Source organism: Paenibacillus sp. LRG-1 (assembly GCF_057220305.1).
The window spans coordinates 5,580,738-5,605,211 of sequence record NZ_CM170126.1; the positions used below are offsets into that span (position 1 = coordinate 5,580,738).

The 24,474-nt window shown below is 48.3% G+C and carries 24 protein-coding genes and 2 pseudogenes; 3 read left to right on the forward strand and 23 right to left on the reverse strand.

Annotation, left to right across the window (positions count from 1 at the left end):
* Positions 1–25: 25 nt before the first annotated feature.
* Positions 26–1,510, reverse strand: a complete 1,485-nt coding sequence (locus ACUUJN_RS24715; protein WP_071558112.1) for a phytoene desaturase family protein — start codon at positions 1,508–1,510, stop codon at positions 26–28.
* Between the two features lie 424 nt (positions 1,511–1,934).
* On the opposite strand from ACUUJN_RS24715, the gene ACUUJN_RS24720 reads away from it, so the two are divergent.
* The gene (locus tag ACUUJN_RS24720; RefSeq protein WP_484669024.1) at positions 1,935–3,167 is read left to right on the forward strand and encodes a peptidase; all 1,233 of its coding nucleotides are present in this window, start codon (positions 1,935–1,937) and stop codon (positions 3,165–3,167) included.
* Between the two features lie 191 nt (positions 3,168–3,358).
* Here the strand turns inward: ACUUJN_RS24720 and ACUUJN_RS24725 are convergent, their stop codons facing one another.
* Together ACUUJN_RS24725 and ACUUJN_RS24730 are read right to left on the reverse strand one after the other, a co-directional pair.
* Positions 3,359–3,466: a putative metal homeostasis protein gene (locus ACUUJN_RS24725; protein ID WP_158451783.1), complete on the reverse strand. Its 108-nt coding sequence runs from the start codon at positions 3,464–3,466 to the stop codon at positions 3,359–3,361.
* Between the two features lie 245 nt (positions 3,467–3,711).
* Positions 3,712–4,072, reverse strand: a pseudogene (locus ACUUJN_RS24730) (hypothetical protein).
* 167 nt (positions 4,073–4,239) lie between these two features.
* Here ACUUJN_RS24730 and ACUUJN_RS24735 point away from each other — a divergent pair.
* Positions 4,240–4,482: a helix-turn-helix domain-containing protein gene (locus ACUUJN_RS24735; protein WP_023990771.1), complete on the forward strand. Its 243-nt coding sequence runs from the start codon at positions 4,240–4,242 to the stop codon at positions 4,480–4,482.
* A gap of 483 nt (positions 4,483–4,965) precedes the next feature.
* On the opposite strand, the gene ACUUJN_RS24740 is transcribed toward ACUUJN_RS24735, so the two are convergent.
* The 11 genes and pseudogenes from ACUUJN_RS24740 to ACUUJN_RS24790 form a co-directional block, all read right to left on the reverse strand.
* Positions 4,966–5,841: a cysteine ABC transporter substrate-binding protein gene (locus tag ACUUJN_RS24740; RefSeq protein WP_341063171.1), complete on the reverse strand. Its 876-nt coding sequence runs from the start codon at positions 5,839–5,841 to the stop codon at positions 4,966–4,968.
* 18 nt (positions 5,842–5,859) lie between these two features.
* On the reverse strand, positions 5,860–6,615 hold the full coding sequence (locus ACUUJN_RS24745) for an amino acid ABC transporter ATP-binding protein (protein WP_025721631.1): 756 nt from the start codon (positions 6,613–6,615) through the stop codon (positions 5,860–5,862).
* 18 nt (positions 6,616–6,633) lie between these two features.
* Positions 6,634–7,311, reverse strand: a complete 678-nt coding sequence (locus ACUUJN_RS24750) for an amino acid ABC transporter permease (RefSeq protein WP_484669025.1) — start codon at positions 7,309–7,311, stop codon at positions 6,634–6,636.
* Positions 7,292–7,957: an amino acid ABC transporter permease gene (locus tag ACUUJN_RS24755; protein WP_023990776.1), complete on the reverse strand. Its 666-nt coding sequence runs from the start codon at positions 7,955–7,957 to the stop codon at positions 7,292–7,294. The genes ACUUJN_RS24750 and ACUUJN_RS24755 overlap by 20 nt, the downstream gene beginning before the upstream one ends.
* A 219-nt stretch (positions 7,958–8,176) precedes the next feature.
* Positions 8,177–9,625, reverse strand: coding sequence for a SulP family inorganic anion transporter (locus ACUUJN_RS24760; RefSeq protein WP_028540738.1), 1,449 nt, complete (start codon positions 9,623–9,625; stop codon positions 8,177–8,179).
* Between the two features lie 288 nt (positions 9,626–9,913).
* Positions 9,914–10,300: pseudogene (locus tag ACUUJN_RS24765) on the reverse strand (PIN domain-containing protein); the annotation flags it as partial.
* 18 nt (positions 10,301–10,318) lie between these two features.
* On the reverse strand, positions 10,319–10,558 hold the full coding sequence (locus ACUUJN_RS24770; RefSeq protein WP_016822811.1) for a hypothetical protein: 240 nt from the start codon (positions 10,556–10,558) through the stop codon (positions 10,319–10,321).
* A gap of 58 nt (positions 10,559–10,616) precedes the next feature.
* Complete coding sequence (locus tag ACUUJN_RS24775) at positions 10,617–11,180, reverse strand: hypothetical protein (RefSeq protein WP_341056858.1); 564 nt, start codon at positions 11,178–11,180, stop codon at positions 10,617–10,619.
* A 23-nt stretch (positions 11,181–11,203) separates the two neighbouring features.
* Positions 11,204–12,874, reverse strand: coding sequence for an ABC1 kinase family protein (locus tag ACUUJN_RS24780; protein WP_023990781.1), 1,671 nt, complete (start codon positions 12,872–12,874; stop codon positions 11,204–11,206).
* 1 nt (position 12,875) lies between these two features.
* Entirely contained in the window at positions 12,876–13,235 is a 360-nt protein-coding gene (locus tag ACUUJN_RS24785) for a phasin family protein (protein ID WP_013312404.1), read from the reverse strand.
* A gap of 102 nt (positions 13,236–13,337) precedes the next feature.
* A complete protein-coding gene (locus ACUUJN_RS24790) occupies positions 13,338–13,976 on the reverse strand; it encodes a ThuA domain-containing protein (RefSeq protein ID WP_023990782.1) in 639 nt (212 codons plus the stop codon).
* 439 nt (positions 13,977–14,415) lie between these two features.
* Here ACUUJN_RS24790 and ACUUJN_RS24795 point away from each other — a divergent pair, with 439 nt between their 5' ends.
* On the forward strand, positions 14,416–14,865 hold the full coding sequence (locus ACUUJN_RS24795; RefSeq protein WP_023990783.1) for an AbrB/MazE/SpoVT family DNA-binding domain-containing protein: 450 nt from the start codon (positions 14,416–14,418) through the stop codon (positions 14,863–14,865).
* Positions 14,866–15,000: 135 nt separating this feature from the next.
* Here ACUUJN_RS24795 and ACUUJN_RS24800 read toward each other — a convergent pair whose 3' ends face one another.
* The 9 genes from ACUUJN_RS24800 to ACUUJN_RS24840 form a co-directional block, all read right to left on the reverse strand.
* Positions 15,001–16,461, reverse strand: a complete 1,461-nt coding sequence (locus ACUUJN_RS24800; RefSeq protein ID WP_484669026.1) for a cobyrinic acid a,c-diamide synthase CobB — start codon at positions 16,459–16,461, stop codon at positions 15,001–15,003.
* Entirely contained in the window at positions 16,454–17,542 is a 1,089-nt protein-coding gene (locus ACUUJN_RS24805) for a cobalt-precorrin 5A hydrolase (protein ID WP_068938979.1), read from the reverse strand. The genes ACUUJN_RS24800 and ACUUJN_RS24805 overlap by 8 nt, the downstream gene beginning before the upstream one ends.
* Positions 17,535–18,329, reverse strand: a complete 795-nt coding sequence (gene cobM / locus ACUUJN_RS24810; RefSeq protein ID WP_053326306.1) for a precorrin-4 C(11)-methyltransferase — start codon at positions 18,327–18,329, stop codon at positions 17,535–17,537. Before cobM ends, ACUUJN_RS24805 begins: the two co-directional genes overlap by 8 nt.
* Positions 18,326–19,042 (reverse strand): precorrin-2 C(20)-methyltransferase, encoded by a 717-nt coding sequence (gene cobI, locus ACUUJN_RS24815; protein WP_023990787.1) that lies wholly within the window; start codon positions 19,040–19,042, stop codon positions 18,326–18,328. The genes cobM and cobI overlap by 4 nt, the downstream gene beginning before the upstream one ends.
* Positions 19,043–19,073: 31 nt before the next feature.
* Positions 19,074–20,330 carry a bifunctional cobalt-precorrin-7 (C(5))-methyltransferase/cobalt-precorrin-6B (C(15))-methyltransferase gene (locus tag ACUUJN_RS24820; protein ID WP_068938981.1) on the reverse strand — a complete coding sequence of 419 codons (1,257 nt, stop codon included), beginning with the start codon at positions 20,328–20,330 and terminating at the stop codon, positions 19,074–19,076.
* Positions 20,323–21,468 carry a cobalt-precorrin-5B (C(1))-methyltransferase gene (locus ACUUJN_RS24825; protein WP_023990789.1) on the reverse strand — a complete coding sequence of 382 codons (1,146 nt, stop codon included), beginning with the start codon at positions 21,466–21,468 and terminating at the stop codon, positions 20,323–20,325. The genes ACUUJN_RS24820 and ACUUJN_RS24825 overlap by 8 nt, the downstream gene beginning before the upstream one ends.
* Before the next feature lie 74 nt (positions 21,469–21,542).
* Positions 21,543–22,187, reverse strand: coding sequence for a precorrin-8X methylmutase (locus ACUUJN_RS24830; protein ID WP_013312413.1), 645 nt, complete (start codon positions 22,185–22,187; stop codon positions 21,543–21,545).
* A gap of 379 nt (positions 22,188–22,566) precedes the next feature.
* A complete protein-coding gene (gene cobK / locus ACUUJN_RS24835; protein ID WP_071558106.1) occupies positions 22,567–23,346 on the reverse strand; it encodes a precorrin-6A reductase in 780 nt (259 codons plus the stop codon).
* Entirely contained in the window at positions 23,343–24,425 is a 1,083-nt protein-coding gene (locus ACUUJN_RS24840; protein WP_484669027.1) for a sirohydrochlorin chelatase, read from the reverse strand. The genes cobK and ACUUJN_RS24840 overlap by 4 nt, the downstream gene beginning before the upstream one ends.
* Positions 24,426–24,474: the final 49 nt, after the last annotated feature.

Genomic DNA, 24,474 nt, shown 5'->3' on the forward strand with positions numbered 1-24,474 from the left:
GAGTAGATGTACTTGCCCCTTCTGCCTACCCCAATTTGGCGGCGATACGATCAGCTTCCATTATACCCGAGTTCATAGCCCCTTGAAACCCGCCCCCAGGCTGTGTCCACGCCCCTACCAATGACAGACGGTCTACTGCTGATTTGTGCTTCAGTCTTTTTATGCCGGACTGGCGGACCGTTTGTGCGTAGCCATAAACGGCCCCGTCGGGATTAGCGGTATAACGCTGCATCGTGCGCGGTGTGCCCAACTCGGCCACCACTACCTTGCTGCGAAAACCAGGATACAGCTGTTCTAGGCATCCCAGTATCTGCTCTGTCACGGCTTCTTTTTTGGCTTTATATTCGGGACGTGCGGCAGGCCAGTTCTCCAATCTGTCCAAAAATGTAATTGCAATGACACCCTTCCCCGGTTCATTGAGCTTAGGGTCCATAGCGTTATAATTGGTGAGCATCCAGTTGCCTTTGGTATACTGGCCGCTCATCATAACTTCATAATCTGTTTCCGAATCCGGCTCATTACGTAGGATTAAGTCTTCTTCGGTGATACCAAGCTCATGGGGTTCACATGATAATCCCAGATATAGCTGGGTGAGAGATATGCCAGTCTCCAAACTGCTGACAGCTTCCAGCTCACGACGGGCAGCATCATAGTTTTCCAGTAGGCGGCCATACGTATGATGGGGACTGATACCAGACACAATCCAGTTGGCTTTATATACATCCCCTTTTTTCAGACGGACACCAGCTGCTTTACCGCGTTCGAGCATAATCTCAGACACCTGACTGCGCAGGTGAACTTCTCCTCCCGCTGACTTAATAGCGTCAACCAGTGCATTGGATAAAGCCTGTGCGCCTCCCTCAATGTAATACGTCCCCTCCAAATGATAGCCGATCCAGGGAATGAAAAAATACAAGGCCGCAAGCCGTTTTGGAGGCAATCCATAATAGGCCCACAGCGCGGTGAAGAATTCCGTGAATCGGTCAGACAACCCGAACTGGCTTACAGCTTCCCAGGTAGTCATCTGCGTCCAGCGGAAGAAGGTTCCTGCTTTGAGCAGGCCAGCCGCCCTGCGCCAGGAAGTGAGGGAAGAAAAAGCAGAGAAGCCTGTTTCAAAACGGCGAATGCCCGCGAATAGACTATCGATGGCTGCCACCTCAGCAGGAAACATGTTTTTGAGGAGCTGCACATACTCCTGAACATCGGACGGAATATCAATGGTCTGCCCTTCCCAACGAATGGAGTAAGGGTGCTTTTTGCGGAGAGGAACAATTCGCTGGTCCGCATTACAGTCCTTTAACATCCGACCGAAGCTGCCTTCCCCGAGTCCACCGACACCATGCAAGGAGACATCAAAAGTGTAGCCCTTTCTTGTAAATTCAGTTGCGAAACCGCCAGGCAGAGTGTGGCTCTCAAAAACAGCTGTTCGGTAACCGAGCGCGGAGAGTCTTGCTGCACAGGACAAGCCACCCAGTCCTGCACCGATGACAATAGCATCATATTGGTTCATGATTTCATCTCCTTTATTAACATTGTTATATAAGTTAACGGTGTTAAGTTAAGAAGATTATATACCACAACATTCCCGTTGGAAAGCCTCGGTTTCTTATCTTCCTGTCATAGACGAATACAATCTTTTCGATCTATCTATTTCTAATTGCAAGCCGCTTTAAGGATTTTTGTAGAATCCTCCCGTTGCGAAGGTAAAACTTTTTTTATAAAAAAGATCCAAAAATGTAGCGCTTTCACTTGTCAGATTCCAATGAAGGTGCTATCCTTCAAGTGGGATTGTTACTGAAAAGGCAAAACCCGAGTACACTTGTGTACCCGGAGTTTGCCTTTTTTTTGATTTGTATGAATTCCACAGCAAACAGTCAACCATCCCGAACATGTAGTAAGCGCTTTAAAAAATGACACCAAAGGAGATTAATCTCATGCAAAGAAGACGTTTTGCCCTTGTTTTATTATCTTTCGTGTTCCTGCTTACGATCTTTTTCCCATCCTCCAGCTCTGCCGCAGCAGCCGATGTCCCAGCGCCACAGGCTACCCTGCTTACGCAGGTACAGCCTTTGGGTGAAGTCGTATCTGCTGTTGTACTGAAATACAGCACCAATATTGACGGGGCATCCTTATCCACTTCCAGCTTTCAGGTTCAATCTGTACTCAATGATGTATATACAGACAGAACCGTGACCGGTGTATATACCAATGATACTGGAGCTATCACCAACCGCAGTACTCATGGTAAATATGTCGTGATTGAGCTGGATAAGCAAGATAAAAATGCAAGTACCCTTACTTATGATGCAACAAGCGCAGTTAACCGCATCAACACGTTGAATTATAATATTAGTCAAAAGAAAGATATTGCAACTTCAAAGAAAACAGTCATTCCAGCCTCTGCACAGACTGTAAAAGCAACGGATAAAATTACACCGATCGTGGACGATTTCCAAAAAAACACCTTTGAAAATAAAGAAGGCTTCAAGCTGAACTACTTTACGTTTGAGCCTAAAGTAGAGCCCGGCAAAACCTACCCTCTGGTTGTGTTTCTGCACGGAAACGGCGAACGTGGCGACGGAAACGGAGTAAACCTGCTGGCAAATGCCGGAGCTGTTACTTGGGCTTCTCCTGAGCAGCAAGCCAAACACCCATCCTTCGTAATCGCTCCACAAAGCCCGATTGACCTGGAGCATAAATTCATTTGGGCGGATGAGCCACGCAACAGTGCTGTAGCCGATTTGGTACGTGAAACGGCGTTAAAATACCCGATCGATACCAACCGAATCTATATTGTTGGTATTTCTCAAGGAGCTATGGGGACGTGGAGATTGTTGGAAAAAAATCTTGACTTGTTCGCCGCAGGTGTACCGATTGCCGGTTTGACCAACTATGAAAAAGCCGTTAACATGTATGCGCCTGTTGAACCTACACACGTCGAAGTATTGAAAAACGTTCCTATTTGGGCCTTCCATGCTGCAGACGACACCACAGTAAGTCCTAAAAACTCGCAAGAAATGGTCGCTGCCATTAAAGCACAAAACGGAAACCTCATTCACTTCACTGAATACGAAGCAGGGATTATCAAACCTACAGGACACTTCTCCTGGGTTCCGGCTCTGCAAAATCAGGATATGATTGAATGGCTGTTTGCACAAAAGAAATAAAATTGTTTTTCATATCTATAAAAAATAATGCGCCAGAACGGTTCGATACCCGTCTGGCGCTTTTTCATATCATTCAAAAAAAGGCACCTGCCTTCCTGTGTACCACCATCAGGAAAGCAGGTGCAATATCAAAACGAGGAGACTGAAAAATTTGACACTGGTATTGCCATTTGCAGTTAACTTGGAACCTGCTACTTTGCCCGTTTCGCAGCTTTGATCGTTCTCAAAGCTCGTCTGCGAGTTACCTTGTTCGGACTCCGAAGCTGTCTTCTGGCAGTTGCCACATCTGCTTTAGCCATGTGCACATCACCATCCTATTCACTTAGGCTCATATTGGGAGCATGCACCTAAAGACTGTTAGTAATGATTATGATTCTCATTATCATTTAAGATTATATAATGAAATCTACTAGCATGCAAGAGCTTTTGGGTAGAGTATGTATCTTTATTAGGACGGTGTTCATTTCACCCTTTTACGCTTCTGTGTTACATTATATAAGTAAAACGAGAACAAAAATTCGAATCAGATTTACGTTCGCCATTTTCATAGTCCTTTATTCCGAACTAAATCAAAGTCTATATCTTCCCGACATGTGTTCCATAACAATTCATCTGTAAGAAAACTTAATGCATCCATGTTGCGCAATCGTTCGACCAACTCAGTAATCACATCTATGTCTTCACGTTGTACATGCCTTGCAAGAGTGAACTCCTCCCGTGTCACCATCAACATATAGATGCGAATGATTTCTTTCCTTTTTTACATGTCGAAGAGTAAGCACGCTATTGTCGATCATCATGACGTAACGGTCCTTGATCAGATAGCCTTCAAAAAGCTCATACATATGCGGAAGATCACAGGGACCAAGAATGACACTTACTTTTTCAAAATTACTTTTGTTCATTTAGATTTAGCTCCCTTCACATCTATTAAAACGGTCTTTACTAAAGATTAGATTTGTAAATTTTATAACTTTTAAAGATTAACCTTTGTAGTTATTTTATATCCTTTAAAGATAAACTTCAATAGTTAATGTTATTTCTATTTAAATTTCTATAATGAGGTGTATGTATGGGAATTGTTTTTAAACTTGAAGAATTACTTCGAGAAATCGGGATTACTAAAAACGCTCTCGCTCGTGAGGCAAAAATCAGGCCTAATACCATCTATGAGATGTGTAACAATACATCCAAGCGAATCGAATTTAAAACATTTAATACCGTGATGGAAACACTGATTCGGCTCTCTGGTCGTCCATTAACTCTACATGATGTTCTCGAATATATACCTGAAAATGAACTAGAGAAACACTAATTCATTCACAGAATAGTCCGCTGCACCTTATATCTCTGCCCCTGGCAGGGATATTTTTTCCCTTGTTATTTAGCATAATTGTTATCATTATTTCAGAGTACGTGTAACTAGAATCTATACTGATAAAGGAGTATTTTTCAGAAGCAAAAATACGTCCGGCTACCGTAATAGATATGGTAAATGGCAAAACCAAAAGACTTGAACTGGAAACACTAGTCCATATACTTGATGCTTTGAATAGATTTGCCCGCCAACGAAGATTTACAAGGGCTATTACTCTCGCTGATATTATAGAATACATTCCTGAAGATGGAATTGAGAGACAGTGAGACTGTAACATGAGAATGAGGATTACTATTAGCCCAGTGGGCATTTCCATGACAAAATAAGAGGTTGCTAAGGCCCTCTTTTCCCCATATTAAAGAAGCGTTGGGCTTGTTGTCCCAACGCTTCTTTATGGTAAAACAACAACTTATACTATGATTAATCCACTTTGCCGCCCTCTACAACCAATTGATCTGTAAAGCCTTCTCCATAAACAGAGGTCAATGTGTCCTTGTAGGCTTGATGCACAAAGTTTTCCTTGCCTAATGTAGCCAGCTCATTGTTGATCCAGTCTAACAACTCCTTATTTCCCTTTGCTACTGCGGGTGCAATTGTATCTTGACCACCAAAGGCCGGGATGGTTACGGTAAAGCCGGGGTTGGCCTTGGCCCAGGCGATCAGCTCTGTATTATCGTTGGCAATGGCGGCACCGCGTTTGTCTTTGAGGGCTGAGAAGATTTCTGTGTATTGATCGAATTTAAGCAGCTTGATGTCAGGATAATTTTTCGTGAAATAGGTTTCAGCCGTCGTTCCCTTTGCGACAATCAGCTTCTGGTCCGAATTCTTTAATTGGTCAATCGTGGTGATTGGAGCGCTGTCAGGTGACACAATGCCAAAGGATAATTTCATATATGGATTGGCAAAATCGACTTTTTCTTTACGCTCATCCGTCACCGTAAAGTTAGCCATGATGATATCTACCTTGTTGGATTCCAAATAGGCGACCCGGCTGGCAGCATCCACCAGGACAAATTCCACCTTGGACTCGTCACCCAAGAGATCTTTGGCAAACCGCTTCGCAATGTAAACGTCAAAGCCTTGATTCTTCCCTTCCGAATCCACGTAGCCAAAAGGCGGCTTATCTGCAAATACACCAATTCGAATCTTGCCATTCTTTTTAATGTCCTCAATCGAAGCAAATTTAGCCGAGCCTGAACTACCGTTGGTATTTCCTCCTCCTGCACATCCCGTCAAACCAACAAGCAGCAAGCTCAAAGCCAGTAATAACGTCGTGAACTTCATTCCTTTTCTCATCTGTATTCATCCCCCTGTTTATATCGTTTCGTACTGAAATATATCCAGAAAGTGCTGGGCACGCTCTGTTTCCGGTTGGGTAAAAAATTGCTGCGGTGTAGTCATTTCACATATCTGTCCTTGATCCATAAAAACGATACGATCTCCTACCGACTTGGCAAATCCCATTTCATGCGTCACGATAATCATGGTCATGCCCTGTTGTGCCAGCTCTCGCATGACATCCAGCACCTCTCTGACCATTTCCGGGTCCAAGGATGCGGTGACTTCATCAAAGAGCATAATTTCTGGGTTCATACACAGGGCGCGCACAATCGCAATCCGTTGCTTTTGCCCGCCTGATAATTGTCTCGGATACGCATCTTTGCGATCCAGCAGACCCACTCGCTCCAATAGCTGCTCCGCTTGCTCAAGTGCCTCCTGCTTGTTTCTCCGCTGAACTTTAAGCGGGCCGAGCAATATATTTTCTAAGACCGTCATATGCGGAAACAATTCGTAGTTCTGGAACACCATTCCGATATGCTGCCGCACCTCGCGCCAATTCACTTTCTTATCCGTCAGGTCCTGCCCTCTATAACGGATAGCTCCGCTCTGGACTGGTTCCAGACCATTGAGACATCGGAGGAGTGTGCTTTTTCCACATCCCGAAGGACCGAGAACGACCACGACTTCCCCCTTCGTTACATCCAGATTAATCTGTTGCAGTACTTTTCGGTCTTCGAAGCTTTTGTGCAGCCCTCGAATTTCGAGTAAAACCTCCACAGCCTCTCCCATGACACCCACCCCATCCTGCTAATTTTGCCATCTGCGTTCAAATCTTTTGGAAAGTCTGGATAACGGATAGCATACGAGAAAATACAATATGAAAATAAAGCCGTACACCCAGAAGGATGCCGAGGGCGCTTTGATTACACCGAGCTCAATAATCTGCTGTCCGACCTTGACCACTTCCACTACACCGATCAGCACCACTAATGAAGTGGTTTTGATCATCCGTGTCGCCAGATTAATAGAACCGGGAAGCATTCGGCGCACCGCCTGGGGAATGAGCACATGGCGGTATAACTGTCTATATGTCAGTCCCAGTGCCTGCCCGGATTCCACCTGATGCTTGGGCAGTGATTCCAATGCACCACGAACGATGTCACCAATCTCGGCCGCTCCCCACAGGCTGAATACGATAATTGCCGTCAATTCCCCGCTGATATTCACATTCAACAAAGGAGTAAATCCAAAATATACGACATACAACCACACCAGAATTGGAATAATGCGGAATGTCTCCAAATATAATTTCAGCACAAACCGAATCGGTCTTGATTTTAAGGTGCACAGCAACCCCATCAAAATGCCTAATAGAGTACCGATAATAATGGAAAGTAGCGCAATCTCCAGCGTAACGAGTAATCCCCCTAATAGACGCTCGAAATTGGAACCTTCAAAGAGCACATTAATCCCCGAATTCAGCATATCGCACCTTCCTTTCCACCCACGTCAGCAGTATCGACAAAGGTAAAAGCAGGACGAGATATGCCAATACCAGCAGAATTAGTGATTCTGTTGTTTTGTAGTACATGCCGATCAGGTCTTTTGCCACATTCATCAGATCTAATAAAGCAATGGCGCCAACAATGGAAGTCTCCTTGAGCAAAAAAATCGCATTCGCTCCCAGAGACGGAACACTGATGGCAAAAGCCTGTGGCAAAATAACATATCTCGCCAGTTGTATCTTGGACAGCCCGAGACTCAGCCCGGATTCCGTCTGGGTTTTACTCACTGCTTCCATTCCCCCACGGAACGCCTCAGCCATATACCCCCCGCCCAAAAAGGTCATGCCCACAATGGCACACGTCATTTCGCTCATATGCAGACCTATTTTCGTAAACCCATAATACAGAAAATATAACTGTACAAGCAGCGGCGTATTTCGGGAAAGCTCAATATAGGCAACAATGATGCCGCTAATTCCCCTTACCTTGTAATACAGTACTGTGCTGCACAGCAAACCGACGACTAGTGAAAATAGAATAGCAAAAAAGGCGATCTTCAACGTCAGCCACATAGCTTCTCCATATAACGGCAAGCTCTCTACAATAAACTCCCAGTCTAAGTTCATATGTGCATACCTTTCGATTTTCAATTATTCCTATGTATTTGCTCTGCTTAATAACAATGATTGTATTCCTGCCCAATTATTACGTCAATACTTTGACGAAAATTTGTCATAATTATCTATGATTTAGGAAGAAAAGTGTTGTTTTCTTTCAGAAATAAATAAAAAAAGCTTGAAATGAATAAATTTCATTTCAAGCTTTGATTTATGCTATACGATTCATCATACGAGCGGCTCTGTAACTACAGGACCGCCGAGCTTCTCTATAATTAAACGGCTTTCCTCATTTAACCCTTGCAGGGTAATAGATTTGCCGGATTTCGTATACTTTTGCAGCACCTTGCCGATGGCAGTAACCGCGGAGTGATCCCAAATATGAGAATGGCTAAAGTCCACAACGACACGTTCTGGATCATCCGAAGGTTCGAAATGATCGACAAAATGAGTCGTTGAAGCAAAAAACATCGGCCCCCTGACATGGTACACCTTTTCATCGTTGTTCTCCGTTGCGCTGATGCGGATTTTAGCCATTTTCCAGCCAAAATGCAGGGCACTCAGCAGTACGCCCACGATCACGCCCTTGGACAAATCATGCGTAGCCACCACGATGATCACCGTGACTACCATAATTAACGTATCTGCTTTCGGAACCTTGGCAATGTTTCGCAGCGATTTCCAATCCACGGTTCCGATACACACCATGAACATGACTCCCACCAATGCGCCCATTGGCACTTCCTTTACAACCCCGCCAAGCACGAGCAGCAGAAAGGCCAAGAATACCCCAGCCGTAAAAGTGGACAAACGCCCTCTTCCGCCTGAGCTGACATTAATGACGGATTGTCCGATCATGGCACAGCCACCCATACCACCAAAAAAGCCATTTACAAAGTTGGCAATCCCTTGTCCGCGGGCTTCCCGGTTTTTATTGCTTTTCGTTTCGGTCATTTCATCCAAAATACTGGCTGTCAGCAGCGATTCCAGCAGTCCAACCAGTGCCATCGTAAAGGAATACGGCAGCAAAATCCGCAAAGTGTGCCACGACCACTCAATTTGCGGCAAATGGAATGAAGGCAGCGAGCTGGTTAGTGTACCGATATCTCCTACTGTTTTCACATTCAATCCAAATACATACGTAATGATCGTCATGATGATGATTGCCGTCAATGGGGCAGGAATGCTTTTCACAAATCTCGGTAAAATATACACAATAAGTAGCGTCCCCGCTACCATCGCGTACATGATCCAATTAGCTCCATGAAAGTGGGTGAGTTGCGCCATAAAGACGAGGATGGCCAGCGCATTCACAAATCCGGTCATGACTGGCTGCGAAATAAAGCTGATAAAGCGACCTATTTTCAAAACACCCAGCAGCACTTGAATGATTCCTGCCAAAATGGTAGCTGCAAACAGATATTCCACGCCATGATCCTTCACCAGGCCAACGACCAGTACAGCTACGGCCCCGGTCGCTGCCGAGATCATCGCCGGACGTCCACCTGCAAAAGAGATGACAATTGCCATCGAGATGGAGGCGTACAGTCCGACCATGGGATTGACCCCTGCAATGATCGAGAAGGCAATCGCCTCGGGAATTAGTGCTAGCGCCACAGTCATGCCCGCAAGTATATCGGCCCGGATATTACCGAACCATTGTTGTCTAAGATTCATACTGTCTCGTTCCAGCCTCCTATATTTACAGAGAGTAGCGTGTTGACTCGCAACCCGTGTGTTTCGGGCATCCGTCCAGCTGCCAATCGCCAAGGCTCTCCTATCATTCAGCTCGTCTCTCTCAAACGAACCCGGTCCGTTACATTCAGTCCATCATTATAACGTAAGGAATTCGCAGAGACGAATGAGTTAAAAGGCTGTTTACAGAAAGAAATCATCTATTTCCTTGAAATATCGATCATTATCTTCATCTTATTCGTTTTCTTATAATTAAAATTTTCGCAATTACTAAGATTCTAACCTGCTAAAGTTTATCACCTTAACTTCATACTCAGACTCCGCGAACTGTAAATCTTGATCCGCCGTAACCAGTACCAATTGGTTTATAATAGCTGTCGCAAGAATCAATGCATCTGGGGTCTTGAGCTTTCTTGCAAACTTATCTTTTTGTTCTCTTCTGATACGCCCCGCTTTAACTGCGATCTCTGAATTAACTGCAATAAATTCCCCGCCAAGAAAAGGTATCGAATCTAAGTCAGTATCAGTGGGCAACCCGGCTATAAACTCGGACTGAGTTATAACAGAAAAGAAAATATTTTCTTTATCTTCCTCAGCTTGTCGTATCACTCTATCCAAAGATGAGTCAAGCCTATGAAGGGCAATAGCTGCATTCGTATCAAATAAATACCCCCTCTAATCCCAATCCTCTCTGGATTGTTTAACACTCTCTTCGATCTCAAGTAATTGCTCCTTACTTAGGCTGCCTCGGGAATTTAAAACAGCTTGCAACCCTTTCGGTAACGGGGACTCTAAATCAATAACCTCAGTTTCCCCCTGTTTATTTTCTATAGTAACTTTTGATGGTTCAAACCCAATATCACGAAGGAGACTTAGGAGACGTATTCGATGTATATCAGTTAATTTTTTTGCCACTAAAATCACTCCTTAGCAAAAGATTAGTTTCCAGTCATAGCTCGATTGATTCGTTTTCTTATATTTGAAATTTTCGCAATTCCTGTACAAGCTCCGATAGAGCTTCAGCAATCTCCGAGTCCGCATGGTGCTGAAGTAGGCTTTCAAAGTCAGGCAGTGCTTTCTTCAATAATCGATAGCTATAGTCATAATAACTCCAAAAAGCTACCGGATCATAACCGCGTGCTTCTTCCTCTTCCCACTCCAGTTCATCTTCTTCTGGATCGCTGTCTGCCGGCCATAGATATTTTTCGTCCAGCAGCATGGTTAGAGATTCCACAGACTTCTGTGAATCCTCCTGTGCATTTTCCATGTCCAATGCTCCAACAACCGCATGGTACAGTTCCAACTCACTCAGCGTGATATCATCCGAATTTCTCGTATGCATATTACGCAATAAGAAAAGTAACACCCATGGCGTAACCTGCCACAGTGTGCCTTGATGCTCTATCAGATCAGCAATTGCTGCGTACTCCCCGTTGGATATCAATTGTGGCAACTCCGTGCCCCTACCATAAGGAGTAGTCAGGCGGTGCCATGGCACATCTGCAATTAGGAGATTATTCATCTTATGTGTATCCATAACCCCTCCTTCCTGGTCGGTATCTAAAACCTTCCCGATTTAAAAATGGAATACAGTAAAAAGGCAACCATTAAGAGAGCTACAACAAAGCCGATTTCAATGGCAGGTACATTCCACAGCATGGTCGCCTGATGATTCAGCGATGAACCGATAATCAGTCCGACCATAATAATGCTGAACGCTAACAACACGATACTGAATGACAGGCGGTTGCTGATCTGATCCAGCCTGCGCAGAAGCATTTCCAGCTCCGGCACAGTAACCTCCAGCTTAAGCTTGCCCTTGCTGATAATCGAGGCCAAATGTCTCGCCTGTCCTGGCAGTTCCATCAGCGTCTCCACCAGCTCGGTTGCACCACCCAGCAGCTTGCCACGGATACGACGACCACTGAAGCGTTCCTTCAACAGCTTGTTACCAAAGGGCTCAGCCAAAGCAATAATACTGAGATCAGGGTCCAGATGCTCCACGACCCCCTCCAGTGTCAGCAACGCCTTGCCTAGCAACAGGACGTCCGACGGCAAACCAATCCGATGGCGCTGTGCTGCGCCAAACAGGTCGTTCAAAGCGTCACCAATACTGACCTGTGAGAAAGGAACGTCTGAGTAATCTTCGCGTATCTTGTCCAGATCGGCACGCAACGCATTCAGGTCAGTGTCTGGTTCGACCAGACCTAACCGTTCGATAGACCGAACCATGGCATCGGTATTTTTGCGCATCAGGGCAATAATGAGGGAAGCGAGATGATTCTTCATCTCTTCGCTCAGCCTTCCCGTCATACCAAAGTCCAAATAAGCGAGACTGCCATTTTTCAGAACGAGTAAATTCCCCGGATGGGGATCGGCATGAAAAAAACCCTCCATAAAAATTTGATGCAGCATGCTGTTCACCAGCCGCTGCGCCAGTTCTTTCAAGTTATATCCACGGCGTAATAGCTCTTCACGACTACCCAAGTGAGTTCCGTCTAGAAACTCCATGGTCAGTATACGGGAAGAGGTATGATCCCAGTATATTTTCGGAATATAGATATGTGGGTCCTGCTCAAATTGGAGCGCAATCTTCTCTGTGTTACGGGCTTCATGGTTGTAATCCAGCTCCTGAATGAGCGATCTCCCCAGCTCCTCTACCATCTGGCGAAGCTGATACCGCTCTACCCATTCCCAGCGCTTGGCTGCCATAGCGGTCAGTTCCCGCAAAATGTCCAAATCTCGCCGAATAATGCGATTAACGCCAGGACGCTGGATTTTAATGGCGACCATTTCGCCGCTGTGCAGCTTGCCCAAATGCACTTGCCCGATCGAAGCAGCGGCCAGCGGAACATCGTCAAAACGAACCAGTATGTCCTCTAATGACGTGTCCAGCTCCTGCTCTAGAATGCCACGCGCCGTTTCAGATGAAAACGGCGGTACCTGATCCTGAAGCTTAACCAGCTCACGGATAATAGGCTCCGGCAGCAGGTCAGCACGTGTGCTTGCCAACTGTCCAAGCTTGATGAATGCAGGCCCCAGATCCTCCAGCACAAGTCGAATCCGTTCACCTAGCGTTTTGGACTCGGGAGTTTCTCTCGTCAGCCACTTGCGAGGCAATGACAGCAGCTGGAACAGTCCCATTTCTTCCACCATATAGCCAAAGCCATGACGCGCCAGCGCCATGGCAATTTCCCGGTAACGACCGGCGTGCTTCATACGAACCGCCATTTTAATCCAGCCGGTTCGCTTCTTCAGCGTCGCTCGAACCCGTAAGCGCCGCCTTTTCTTTTTCCAGCTCCGCTACCTGTTTTTCCAACAATGCCACACGCTGCTCCAAACTTGTAACATCATTTTCGGTAGGTACTTCCAGCTCCTGCAAAATGCGGCTAACCTGTTCGCGGATCACTGTTTTGAATTGTCCCTGTTCCTCTGCCCCTCGTTCGATCAGACGATCGACCAGCGCTTTGGATTCCGAGGGCGCAAGTTCTCCCCGGTTTACGAGATCCTCGACGGCTTTCTCCACCTTTTCTTTGCTGACAACGGTGAGGCCCCACCCCAATGAGATGGCTTTTTTGAACAAATCGCTCATAATATATCCTCCCCTACCTGTGATTACCTATAGTATAACCTGAAAAGGGGAGCCGCATAAAGCTCGCAGCTCCCCTTCCTCAATGAATGGAATGATCTATGTTTAACCTGGAAAGCGTCCAGCCCACTTGGCAGCCTGAAGCAGCAGCTTGCGGTATCCCTCGTGCTGGAAGCTTGGCTGATTATGTCCAGGCATCAAATAAACGACCCGACCCAAGCCATAGGACAGTGACCATGCCGCCGGCCACCACTCGCCCTCGTGTTCATATTCCATCAGTAGTGTTTTTTCAGTGAATGGATCAAAGTCAAAACGATACGGTTCCTCTTGGATCTCAAACGGCTCGATTCCTTCCATAATCGGATGATCCGGCGCCGTTACTTTGAAGGAAAGCGGTCCGGCAGCCGGATGCCGCAAAAAACGCGCCCCCATTAATTGTGCAATTTCATACCGTCCTTGCAATGTGATTCCGTTATGCAGCACAAGCAATCCACCCCCGCCGCTAACATAGGACAGCAATCCTGCTGTTTGTTGAGGAGACAGGACCTCCTTGCGGCTATCACAGTACGAGATACATAGATCGAATGGGGTTAGATTTTCCTTGAGCAGCATTTTACGATTCTCACTGCATTGTACGGTCATCCAATCCTGTAAAATATGGCTAATCTCTTCGTCCACCCCTTGCAGCGGGTGAAACTCCGGATACGAATAATCTCCTAACAACAATGCTTTTCTTTTTTCCATGATAAATCCTCCTTGCCTGACTTGTATATAAGGACTTTAAAGGCGGGACCCGTGTCATTTATTCTTGTTTGTGGGGTCAAAACGCTCAGAAAATTCCGTTTGGCCCTCATCCATTTCCCATAACACCGCCATCATTGTCCGAGCTACGGCATATATAAATAATTCTACAGACGGCCTATTAAATCCTTTAGCAGAAGATTATAGCATATATGTTCGCTCGGGATAAACTTATTTAAAACTTATTCAAAATTTATAAATCTGAACGATGGCGATTCGGCCTGTTTATGGTATACTCGTAAGAAAAAAAGTGCGTCCATGCTTGATTAACAATAAAGGGCCGCTTTTTGTAAGAATTTATGCTTGCGGTTATAGAATTGATAAGAATTGCCTCAAACCTTATACATTCTATAAATCTTAAAAAACCGGGGAGGTTGCATGAATGAAAAGGACTGGAATGACCCGGCCCTTGGACAGCTTGGGGCGAATTGTGCTACCTAAAGAGTTGCGCATGACGATGGAGATTGACATCGGCGATCCATTAGAGTTTTTTATTGAAGACCAGACACTCATGCTCCGTAAGTACAAATCAACCAACTGTATTTTTTGCGGTGCGGTTGATACCAACACCTACTTTAAAGATCAGTTTATCTGCGATGAATGTGCAGCCTCGATGAAAACGGAAGATTTACTTCCGGTCACAGCGACTGAAACCCATTCACCCCCACTTAAGCAAAATATGCATATGAAAAAAATTTATCAGCGCACGGACGTTATTTTGGAGAAAATGAGAGAGCTTATGGAAGAACATCCAGCATCTTCACAAAAACAACTCGCCTCCATGCTTGGTGTGAGTCAGGGAAGGATTTCCCAACTGAAAAAGCTCATGTAAGCGAATCACCAAAAAAGTAATGTATACGCTTCCAAACTATGTAAGGTTTAAGTCTATTGATATTTAGAAAAGCCGGACCCTTTAGGGGAATCGGCTTTTTTTCGTTTTTATGAAGTAGTGGACTCGTTTGCAAAACTATTGACCGTAAGCCCGGCATTGTTCAACCCAGCGTGCTGCCGCTTTGGGAAGAGAAGCGAGATGAACATGCGTGTAGGCTGCCAAAAGGTTCCCTTTCGCATAGCCCTCGCTCTGGAGACCACGCATCCCCTTGGTTTGATAGGCATAGAAGTAGGGGGCGGATGATTCATCATAGTGCATGACAGAATAATGAAATTCATGTCCCCGAATTGTCTCTCCAGCCTCCAGCAGCAAGCAATCCTGCAAAGCGGTTGCTTCCCGGTATCCCAGTGCGGCCCGTTTCTCCTGCATGCGGACGTCCGACGGAATAACCCCGGCCATGTGATGGGCATTACCCATACGATCCGTAAGTGTCCGTGCCAGTACCATATAACCGCCGCATTCGGCGAATACTGGCATATCCCGGCTCACCGCGTTGCGGATATCTTCCAAAAAGCCTGTATTTGCAGCGATATCTGCGGCAAACTCTTCGGGGAAACCGCCGCCCAGATATAGGCCGCTTGCCTGCTCAGGTACGCGTTCTTCCGCCAGAGGACTGAAATAGACAATCTCCGCTCCCGCCTGACGTAGCAAATCCATATTTTCCGGGTAGTAAAAATTGAAAGCCGCGTCTCTGGCGACGGCGATGACGGGACGTTCCTCGGTATCAGCTTCATGCCCTGCTGATGGAAGCCAATCCGGGGAAAACAACGGTTGTGCGGGCAGAGACAACGGCGGAGCCGAATCTGCCAATGCCCGCAGTGCATCCAGATCCGTACCCACGCGGATCAGCTCTGCCGCCCGTTGGAAAAGCGGCTCCAGCTCGCCGCGTTCCACAGCAGGTACTAATCCCAGATGACGCTCGGGAATATCCAGCCCGTCATCACGCTTTAACCAGCCGAGCACGGGGATGCCGCACTCCTGCTCAATCGCCTTTTTGACGATGCCATAGTGCCCTTGGCTACCGCAGCGATTCACAATTACGCCCACAATGCGCAGCTTGGGCTCCAAGCGCTGAAAGCCGAGCACAATAGCGGCGGCGCTTCGTGCCATACTGCGCACGTCGACCACCAGCAATACAGGGCTGTCCGTCAGCATGGCGATCTCAGCGGTCGAGCCGGTGTTGCTGAGCGGGTCCTTGCCGTCATACAGCCCCATGACGCCTTCAATCACGGAAATATCCGCGCCTTCAGAAGCACGGATAAAGATTTCACGCACCGTATCTGGTGAGGTCATCCATGAATCCAGATTACGGGAAGAAGTACCGGTCGCGGCAGTATGATAGGTCGGATCAATATAATCCGGTCCGCACTTAAACCCCTGCACTCGCAGGCCGCTGGCGGCGAACGCCTTCATCAGCCCGAGGGTAACCGTCGTTTTGCCTGCACCGCTGCCTGTGCCAGCAACAACAATACGGCTTCTGCGCGTAGCGGCAGATGGATCAGACTGTACAGCAGCCTGCTTCATGACGTCAGTCATAGGAAACCCGCGCTACAGACAACGTCATATTGCCGCTTTTTTTCTTCTCCAGCAGCCAATGGTCTGCACCAGAAGACAACAAGGCTGAAGGTTCGCTGACCCCATATGCGCCAGTGTATTTGAAGACGGTTTCCGATGGATTGGGAAGCTGCACCGTATTCAGCTCTGACGGAGTATACGTCACCAGTTCCCAACCGTATTTGGCGCAAAGAGCAAGTAAGCCCTCTTCGTCCTTTTTCAGATCAATAGTGGCAATATTCCGTACGCTTTTCACGGACAAACGCAGCTCCTTCAAGGTGTCCAGCACACCCGCCTCCAGCTCCTCTAATGCAGTCCCACGGTTGCAGCCGATGCCAAGCACCAAGCTTTTCGGACGGTACAGCACGCCATTAGAAAGAAGCTGCTCCTCTTCCTCCGGCTCCAATAAACGGTCACTCACGACCAACGCGGCGTTAAATGGTTCTTGTAATGCTTCTGCCGTCGAAGCATATACCTTGATATGTACAGGTACAGGCTTGTCATAACGCCACCAGTTCCGTTCGCCTGTCTCTTGTATGAGCGCAACAGGCTCCTCGTTCACAACAGCGGCGCTCACAGGAGTGGCCTTGTCGAAGCTATCGACCACCCAACCCAATTCCCGACCAAACATGTCCACCGGAATCGTGCCCTGCACGTCTGATGCAGTCGTGATTACAGCACGTGCGCCTAGTACAGCCGCTACATGGCGGGTCAATTCATTGGCGCCACCCAAATGGCCAGACAATACGCTAATGACATGCTCGCCGCGATCATCAATGACAACTACCGCTGGGTCTACCTTTTTATCCACCAAAATTGGTGCAATCATACGAACTACTGCACCGAGAGAAATAAACAAAATAATACCGTTATATTGTTTAAATAAATCCGGCAAAATCAGCTTGACTGAGCCTTCGAACAACTGAATGCCACGCTCCTGCTCGTCGCCACGCTCAAACTTGGACATGTAATACACATCCGTGCCCGGAAAGCTGGCTCCCAAATTGCGAACCATTTCCACTCCATGCTTCGTGATCGCCACAGCGGCAAATGGATTACTCACCGGACTTCACTCCCTTCCGGTAGCCATGGGTGAACGACTTGTCGTACAGCTTGGAACGATGCGCATCCTTGTCCACCAGTCCCGGGTCCAGCGCCCAGCCTGCCAGAATCATGGCATGCATCGTAATGCCTGCTGCACGCAGATCAGCTGGCAATTGGGCAAGCGTCGTGCGTACGATCTTTTGATCCGGCCAGGTCGCCCGCTGTACAACCGCTACAGGCGTGTCCTCGCTCCAGCCTGCCGCCAGAAACTCAACAACTACCTTCTTCGCCAGCGTTGCGCTGAGGAATAAGGCCACTGTGCAGTGATGGGAAGCCAAATCACGCAGCTTTTCCCGATCTGGTACAGGTGTACGTCCTTCGGCACGCGTCAGAATGACGGTCTGCGTCAGGTCAGGCACAGTTAGCTCTGCACCCAACACGGCCGCAGAAGCAAAGACCGAGCTGACGCCCGGCACGATTTCGTATGCTACTCCGCGCTGCTTCAGCAACACCATTTGCTCCAAAATGGCACCGTACACTGCCGGATCGCCTGTATGTACGCGAGCTACACTGCGTCCAGCCTGCACAGCCTCGCTCATGATCTCGACCTGCCGCTCCAGGTCCATGCCTGAGCTTTGCAGTACCTGCGCCTCTGGTTTGGCCGTGGCAATCAACTCGTCGTTCACGAGTGAATCCGTGTACAATACCACATCGGCCGTGCGTAGAATCCGGGAGCCTTTGACAGTAATCAACTCCGGGTCGCCGGGACCTGCTCCTACAATATATACTTTGGGCTCCAACGTCATTTGCTCACCACCATTAAACTCAAATATTCAAGTTCCTGTCCGCGCAGCTCACGTGCGTTGCGCCATACCATTTCATAAGGAGAAGTGACCTTGGTAATGACAGAAGCACGGTCCCCAAGATGGAGTTCATCCAGCACATCCAAAATCAAATCCAGCACCTTGGCAACCTTGATAAACACGACCGTATCGTGATTCTCAATCGCCCGCTTCATCGCTTCCCGATCATCCGTAGCCGGAATAATACCGACCTGCTGATCTCCGTCTGCCAAAGGCAATTCCAGCGCTGCCGCCGCCCCCAACACAGACGAAATGCCCGGAATAGATACAATCGGCACCTCAGGATGGAGATCCTTCATGAGCCGTGCCAAATGAATAAAGGTACTGTACAGATTAGGGTCTCCCTCTGTGACAAAGGCTACATCCTTGCCTTGACTCAGTGCCTCCCAGCAAGCAACCACCGTTTTGTTCCATTCACGCTCCAGTACAACCGGGTCCTTGGTCATTGGAAAAATGAGTCCCAGCATCTCCTTTTCCTCCGGGTTGACGTACAACTCCACGATCTCGTGAGCATACGACTTACCTCCCCGGCGTTTCTTCGGATAAGCCACAACTGCACATTCCTGAATCATGCGATACGCCTTGACTGTAATCAGCTCGGGATCACCCGGCCCCACGCCTACGCCGTAAAGTGTTCCTGTTGCCGCTGTATTCATGCTGTCTCTCTCCCCCTCTTGAATTACCAGCTTACTCCCCTGCTACTTCATCAGCCACGTCCACCACCGGCTGTCCTGTAATAACATATATCGGATTGAGTCCATCAAAACGAGTCATATTCAAAATCGGCTTGCTACGCGCTGTTTGCAGTAACGTCACCGAAGTATCGAGTCCTGCTGCTTGCATCGCCTTCATACCGTCATGCAACGTCTCAATCGTTGCAGCATTCACTACAATTCGTCCATCCTTACGTAGACGGGAAGCACACAGACGAATCAGCTCAGCCAATTCTCCCCCGCTCCCACCGATAAACACCGCATCCGGGTCTGGCAGATCTTCCAATCCGGCAGGCGCTTTGGCATGAATGACCGGGAAATCGGTACGGAATTTGATTTTGTTTGCTTCGACATTAGCCAGATCGCCTTCATTCTTCTCAATGGCAAATACTTGCCCATACCTGGCCAGCCGCGCACATTCCACCGCTACAGAGCCGGAGCCTGCGCCGATATCCCATACGATGCTTCGTTCGGTCAGACGCAGCTCGGACAAGCTGAATACGCGTACTTCACGCTTCGTGATCAGCCCTTTTTCCGGCTTGCGCTGGTGAAATTCTGCATCCTCGAAGCCAAATCCCCGACGAATTGCAGGCACGTCTTCTCCCTTACGGCGGCGTAAAATAACCACATTCAATGGTTGGAACGTTCTCTGCGCCATCTCTTCCAGCGTATAATGCTGATACGCCTCATCCGGTCCGCCCAAATGCTCGCCGACAAAGGCATCATATTCCGTCATGCCATAATGCAGCAAATAGGCAGCGACTGTGGCGGGATGATTTCGGTCATCCGTTAGCAGCGCGACCTTGTTCTGTCCGTCGATCCGCTGCGCCAATCCGGTCATCGGACGGCCGTGTACGCTTTCCAGCACCGCATCCTGCCAGCTTTCACCGAGACGCGCAAACGCCAGCTGAACCGAGCTGAGATGCGGCAAAATATCCAGATGTTCAGCCCCCAGCTTGGCAGACAAATAACCTGCAATTCCAAAAAAAAGCGGATCGCCTGACGCAAGCACGACAATATCCTTGTCCTTGCGCAACCGTCCCAATTCTTCTACCACGGCAGATAAGCCGCTCTTTAATGTTCGTTTTTCCCCTGCGAATGCCTTGAAAAAGGCTAGCTGGCGTTCTCCACCAACCAGCAGGTCGGCACGCTCAATGTGCTCCAGCGTCTCCTGCGACAGACCTGCCGCTCCATTTTCACCGATACCAATGACACGAATCACTCTACTCACCGACTCTCGCCCTCCCCAGCACGTTCCCTTTCATCGTTACCAGTACCATTTCCACGACAATTCCACCACCTGCATGGTCCAGACAATGCTGACATCCATAGGTACACAGCTTTTCAAAAAAGCTCAGCGCATTCGCTTCGGTCATCATATCTGCCACCTGCGTAGCTGTATTCGCCTCTGCCACTGCCGCTGCAAGCGACTCGTCCACACCTGCTTCACGCGCGACCTCAGCCAAAAAGCCAAAGTCCACCGGTGCGCTCTTGGAGTGAACCATCATGACACCTTGAGCTACCTTCGACAGCTTGCCGGGCATACCGACGAGAATAATCTTTTTCATTCCCAGCCGTTTCCCGTGCTTAATGGCAAAGCCGACAAAATCCCCCATCTGAATAAAGGCCTCTTCCGTCAGCTGATCGTACATTTGCATGGCATATTTTTCACTGCTGCCACCTGTGGTCAGGACTATTTCCTGGCAGTTCATCGCTTGCGCAACCGATATGGCCTGCACGACACTGGCTTTATAAGCTGACGTGGAAAACGGAACGACCACTCCACGCGTGCCTAGTATGGAAATACCGCCAAGAATGCCAAGTCGCCCATTCAACGTTTTCTTGGCAATTTCTTCACCGTCCGGTACGCTGATGACGACACGGACACCTTTGGCCGATCCGTGCTCTTCAAGCACGCCTGTCACAGCCTCCGTAATCATCCGGCGCGGCACCGGATTAATCGCTGCTTCCCCGACAGGCACAGGCAGACCGGGCTTCGTTACCCGCCCCACGCCGATGCCACCGTCCAGCTCAATGCCCGGCTCCTCCCGCCAGCTAACAGAGGCGCTAATTCTCGCCTGATGCGTGGCATCTGGGTCATCGCCACCGTCCTTGATCGTCGTGCAGGAAGCTTCGTCCGCGTCCAACACAGGCTCAATCAGCTCAAACGCATGATCAAAGCCCGCGGGCAGCGATATCACTGCTTCCTTCGGCGGAATGCCCGTGATGAGCAGTTGTACCGCTCCTTTGGCCACTGCAGCCGCACAAGCTCCAGTCGTAAAGCCTGACCGCATCGGCTTGTCAGGTGCGGGAGCTTCACCGCTTTTCATCCGTTTGGGCCTGTCGACGGACGCCGCTTCCTTTTCCATGCCAATTCCTCCTTAACCTCTTCTGCTGATCATGTTCTAATTCATTTCATGATACAGCAAACGGACAACCGCATCTAGCGGACAGCCATTAAGGAGATCGCATTCAATGCTGCTACGACAATTGTACTGCCGCCCTTGCGTCCAATATTCGTAATGAACGGAATATCCAGCTTGCGCAGCTCGTCCTTGGATTCTGCCGCCGAGACGAAGCCTACGGGCATGCCAATTACCAGTCCGGGCTTAGCCGCTCCTTCTTTCACCAGACGAATTAACTCCAGCAACGCTGTCGGTGCATTGCCAATGGCATAGATACCGCCTTCGCCCGCCTGAATCGCTTTGCGCATGGAAATAATGGCGCGTGTCGTATTCAGCCTTTTCGCTTCTTCCATGACGTCAGGGTCAGATATGTACACATGCACATCCCCACCAAATTGACGGATACGATCCTTGCTCAGCCCCGCTTGAATCATTTGCACATCCGCCACTACCTGCTGTCCTGCACGAATCGCTGCAACCCCGGCTTCAATCGCTTTTGGATGAAACACCATACTGCGGCCCAGCTCAAAATCAGCAGATGCATGAATGACACGCTGTACAACGGGATATTGCTCTGCTGTAAAAGGATGCTCTCCCAGTTCTTCTGTGATCATCTCGAAGCTTTTGCCTTCAATCTCCTGCGGCTGTACCGTTAGCGGTTTGAAATCTGTTTTAAAATCCATCGTATCGACCACTCCCTTATGGAAAATCAGAAAATTAAATTAGCTTAGAACATTAAAGTTACCTATTGTTCCACTACGCAGTCGGATGGTGCTTCCCATCGCCACCGCCCCCGGATTCCTTGAATAAAACCTATGATCAGCGTAGAAATCCGGGGACAAAAGCGACCGCTACGCTTGTACAGCACCATTCCGACTACTCCGTTTTATGTTCATTTTTCAAGTTCGTCTTATATAGGGAAAATGACATTCATGTTAAGGAGTTACAAACACCTCTACACAAAAACTGCACATTTTAAGATGACTATATTTTAAATACACGCCAGAAATCGTTCTGAATTCATCGGATTGACTGGACCGACCAACTTCATAGGCTTATGTCTTAAAGCACAGACTCCTCTTTGTCTATACGCAGTGCGTCGATGACTCCGTCGAAATGATCAAATACTGTGCCAAATTCCACTTCCGGCCTGGAAATCAAAAGTACGTGAATCCCCAGCTCCAATGCAGATTGAACCTTTTCATCCACTGCTCCCGTGCGTCCGCTTTCCTTGGTGACCATCACGGTCGTGCCATAGTGCTTGTACAATGCTTCATTCATCTCGCGGGAAAAGGGTCCCTGCATGGCAATAATATTCTTTTGCTCCATGCCCAGTTCGCTGCATTTCTCCATATTGTCCAAGCGCGGCAGCATGCGTGCAACCAGACGAATCTCCGGGTCTCCGAGTAAATGCTTGGTGAACGTGCCGAGCGTCTTACTGCCTGTCGTAAGCATTACAGAGCCTTTGAGTTGCTTCGCTTCTAATGCGGCCTCTTCATAGGAAGACACGATGTGGAGCAACGGATGATTGTCATACACCAGTCCCGCCCGCTCGTAGCGAATATAAGGAACTCCAGATACGCGAGCGGCTGTCATCGCATTCGCATGTGCTTCTTCTGCAAAAGGATGACTGGCATCAACGACGGCCAGTATTCCCTGCTCCCGAATCATTGCACTCATTTCATCGGCTGTCATTCGGCCTGTACGTACGTCTAGTCCCACTTCGGACAAGCTGGCTGCCGCGCTTTCGGTTACGACCGAGGTCAATACGTTGAAGCCATTGTCACGGATTTGCAGCGCCAATTCCCGAGCGTCGCTCGTTCCGCATAGCATGAATATCATGAGCCCTTCACCTGCCCGCTTCCGTTCACTACAGATGGCGTATGTGAATGCTCGTGATGGTGATCATGGTCATCATGGCTGTGAGCATGGACATGCTCATGAGTGTGATCGTCGCTGTGTGTATGGTGATCATGATGATCGTGCTCATGTGCATGATGATGTTCATGGTCGTGCTCATGCTCATGATGGTGCTCATGATCGTGATGGTGATCGTGGTCATGATCGTGGTGATGATGGTGGTGCTCCTGCGCCTCCAGACGGAACTGGCAGTTATCACAATTTGCCGTAACCTTGCCAAACAAGCCTTCCTTAGCTCGCTCCAGCACCAGTTCAATCAATTGGGGATGGAAACCAAAATATCCGCCCATCTCCACTTGTAATGTAGGGTGAGCCTCGGCAAATTCCTGGGTCATTTCTCCGATGCGCTTAATCAGCACACCCGTGAACAGAAAATAGGGAAGCACGATAATCTTTTTGGCCCCCAATCGTACACAACGCTCCAATCCATCGGGAAAAGAAGGCTGCGTCACACCGATAAAGCTGCTCTCTACCCACGTATAAGAAAGCTGCTCCCACAGCATACGGGTGATTTTGAAAAAGTCACTGTTCGCATCTGGATCGCTACTTCCGCGTCCTAACACAAGTACCGCCGTTTCTTCGTCGGATACCTCGGGAAATGCCTCTACAGCGCTATTCATTCCCGCTGGAATCGCAACCGGACGGGCCTCTTTCAAGCGGCTTTGCAGAATGCTGACGATTTTCTCGTGAACACCAATCGGGCGTCCGTATACAAATTCCACCTGCGGATATTTTGCTTTTGCCCGATCAATAGCCATCGGAATATCAATTTTGGCATGTACCGCTGCGAACAAGATAATCGGAATAAGAACGACACGCGTCGCCCCTTTCTCCACACATGTTTGCATCCCTTCAGCAATGCTGGGACGTGCCAACTCCAAGAAACAGGTTTCCACGCACATATCCGGTACCCGGTCTGCCACTGCCTGTGCAAATTCCAGCAGCTCCTGGTTCCCCTCCGGGTCCCGACTTCCATGTCCAACCAACAATATTGCATCCACTGCTGTTTTTTCCTCCTCTTTAATAGGGATAACCTGCATGACGCCCTAT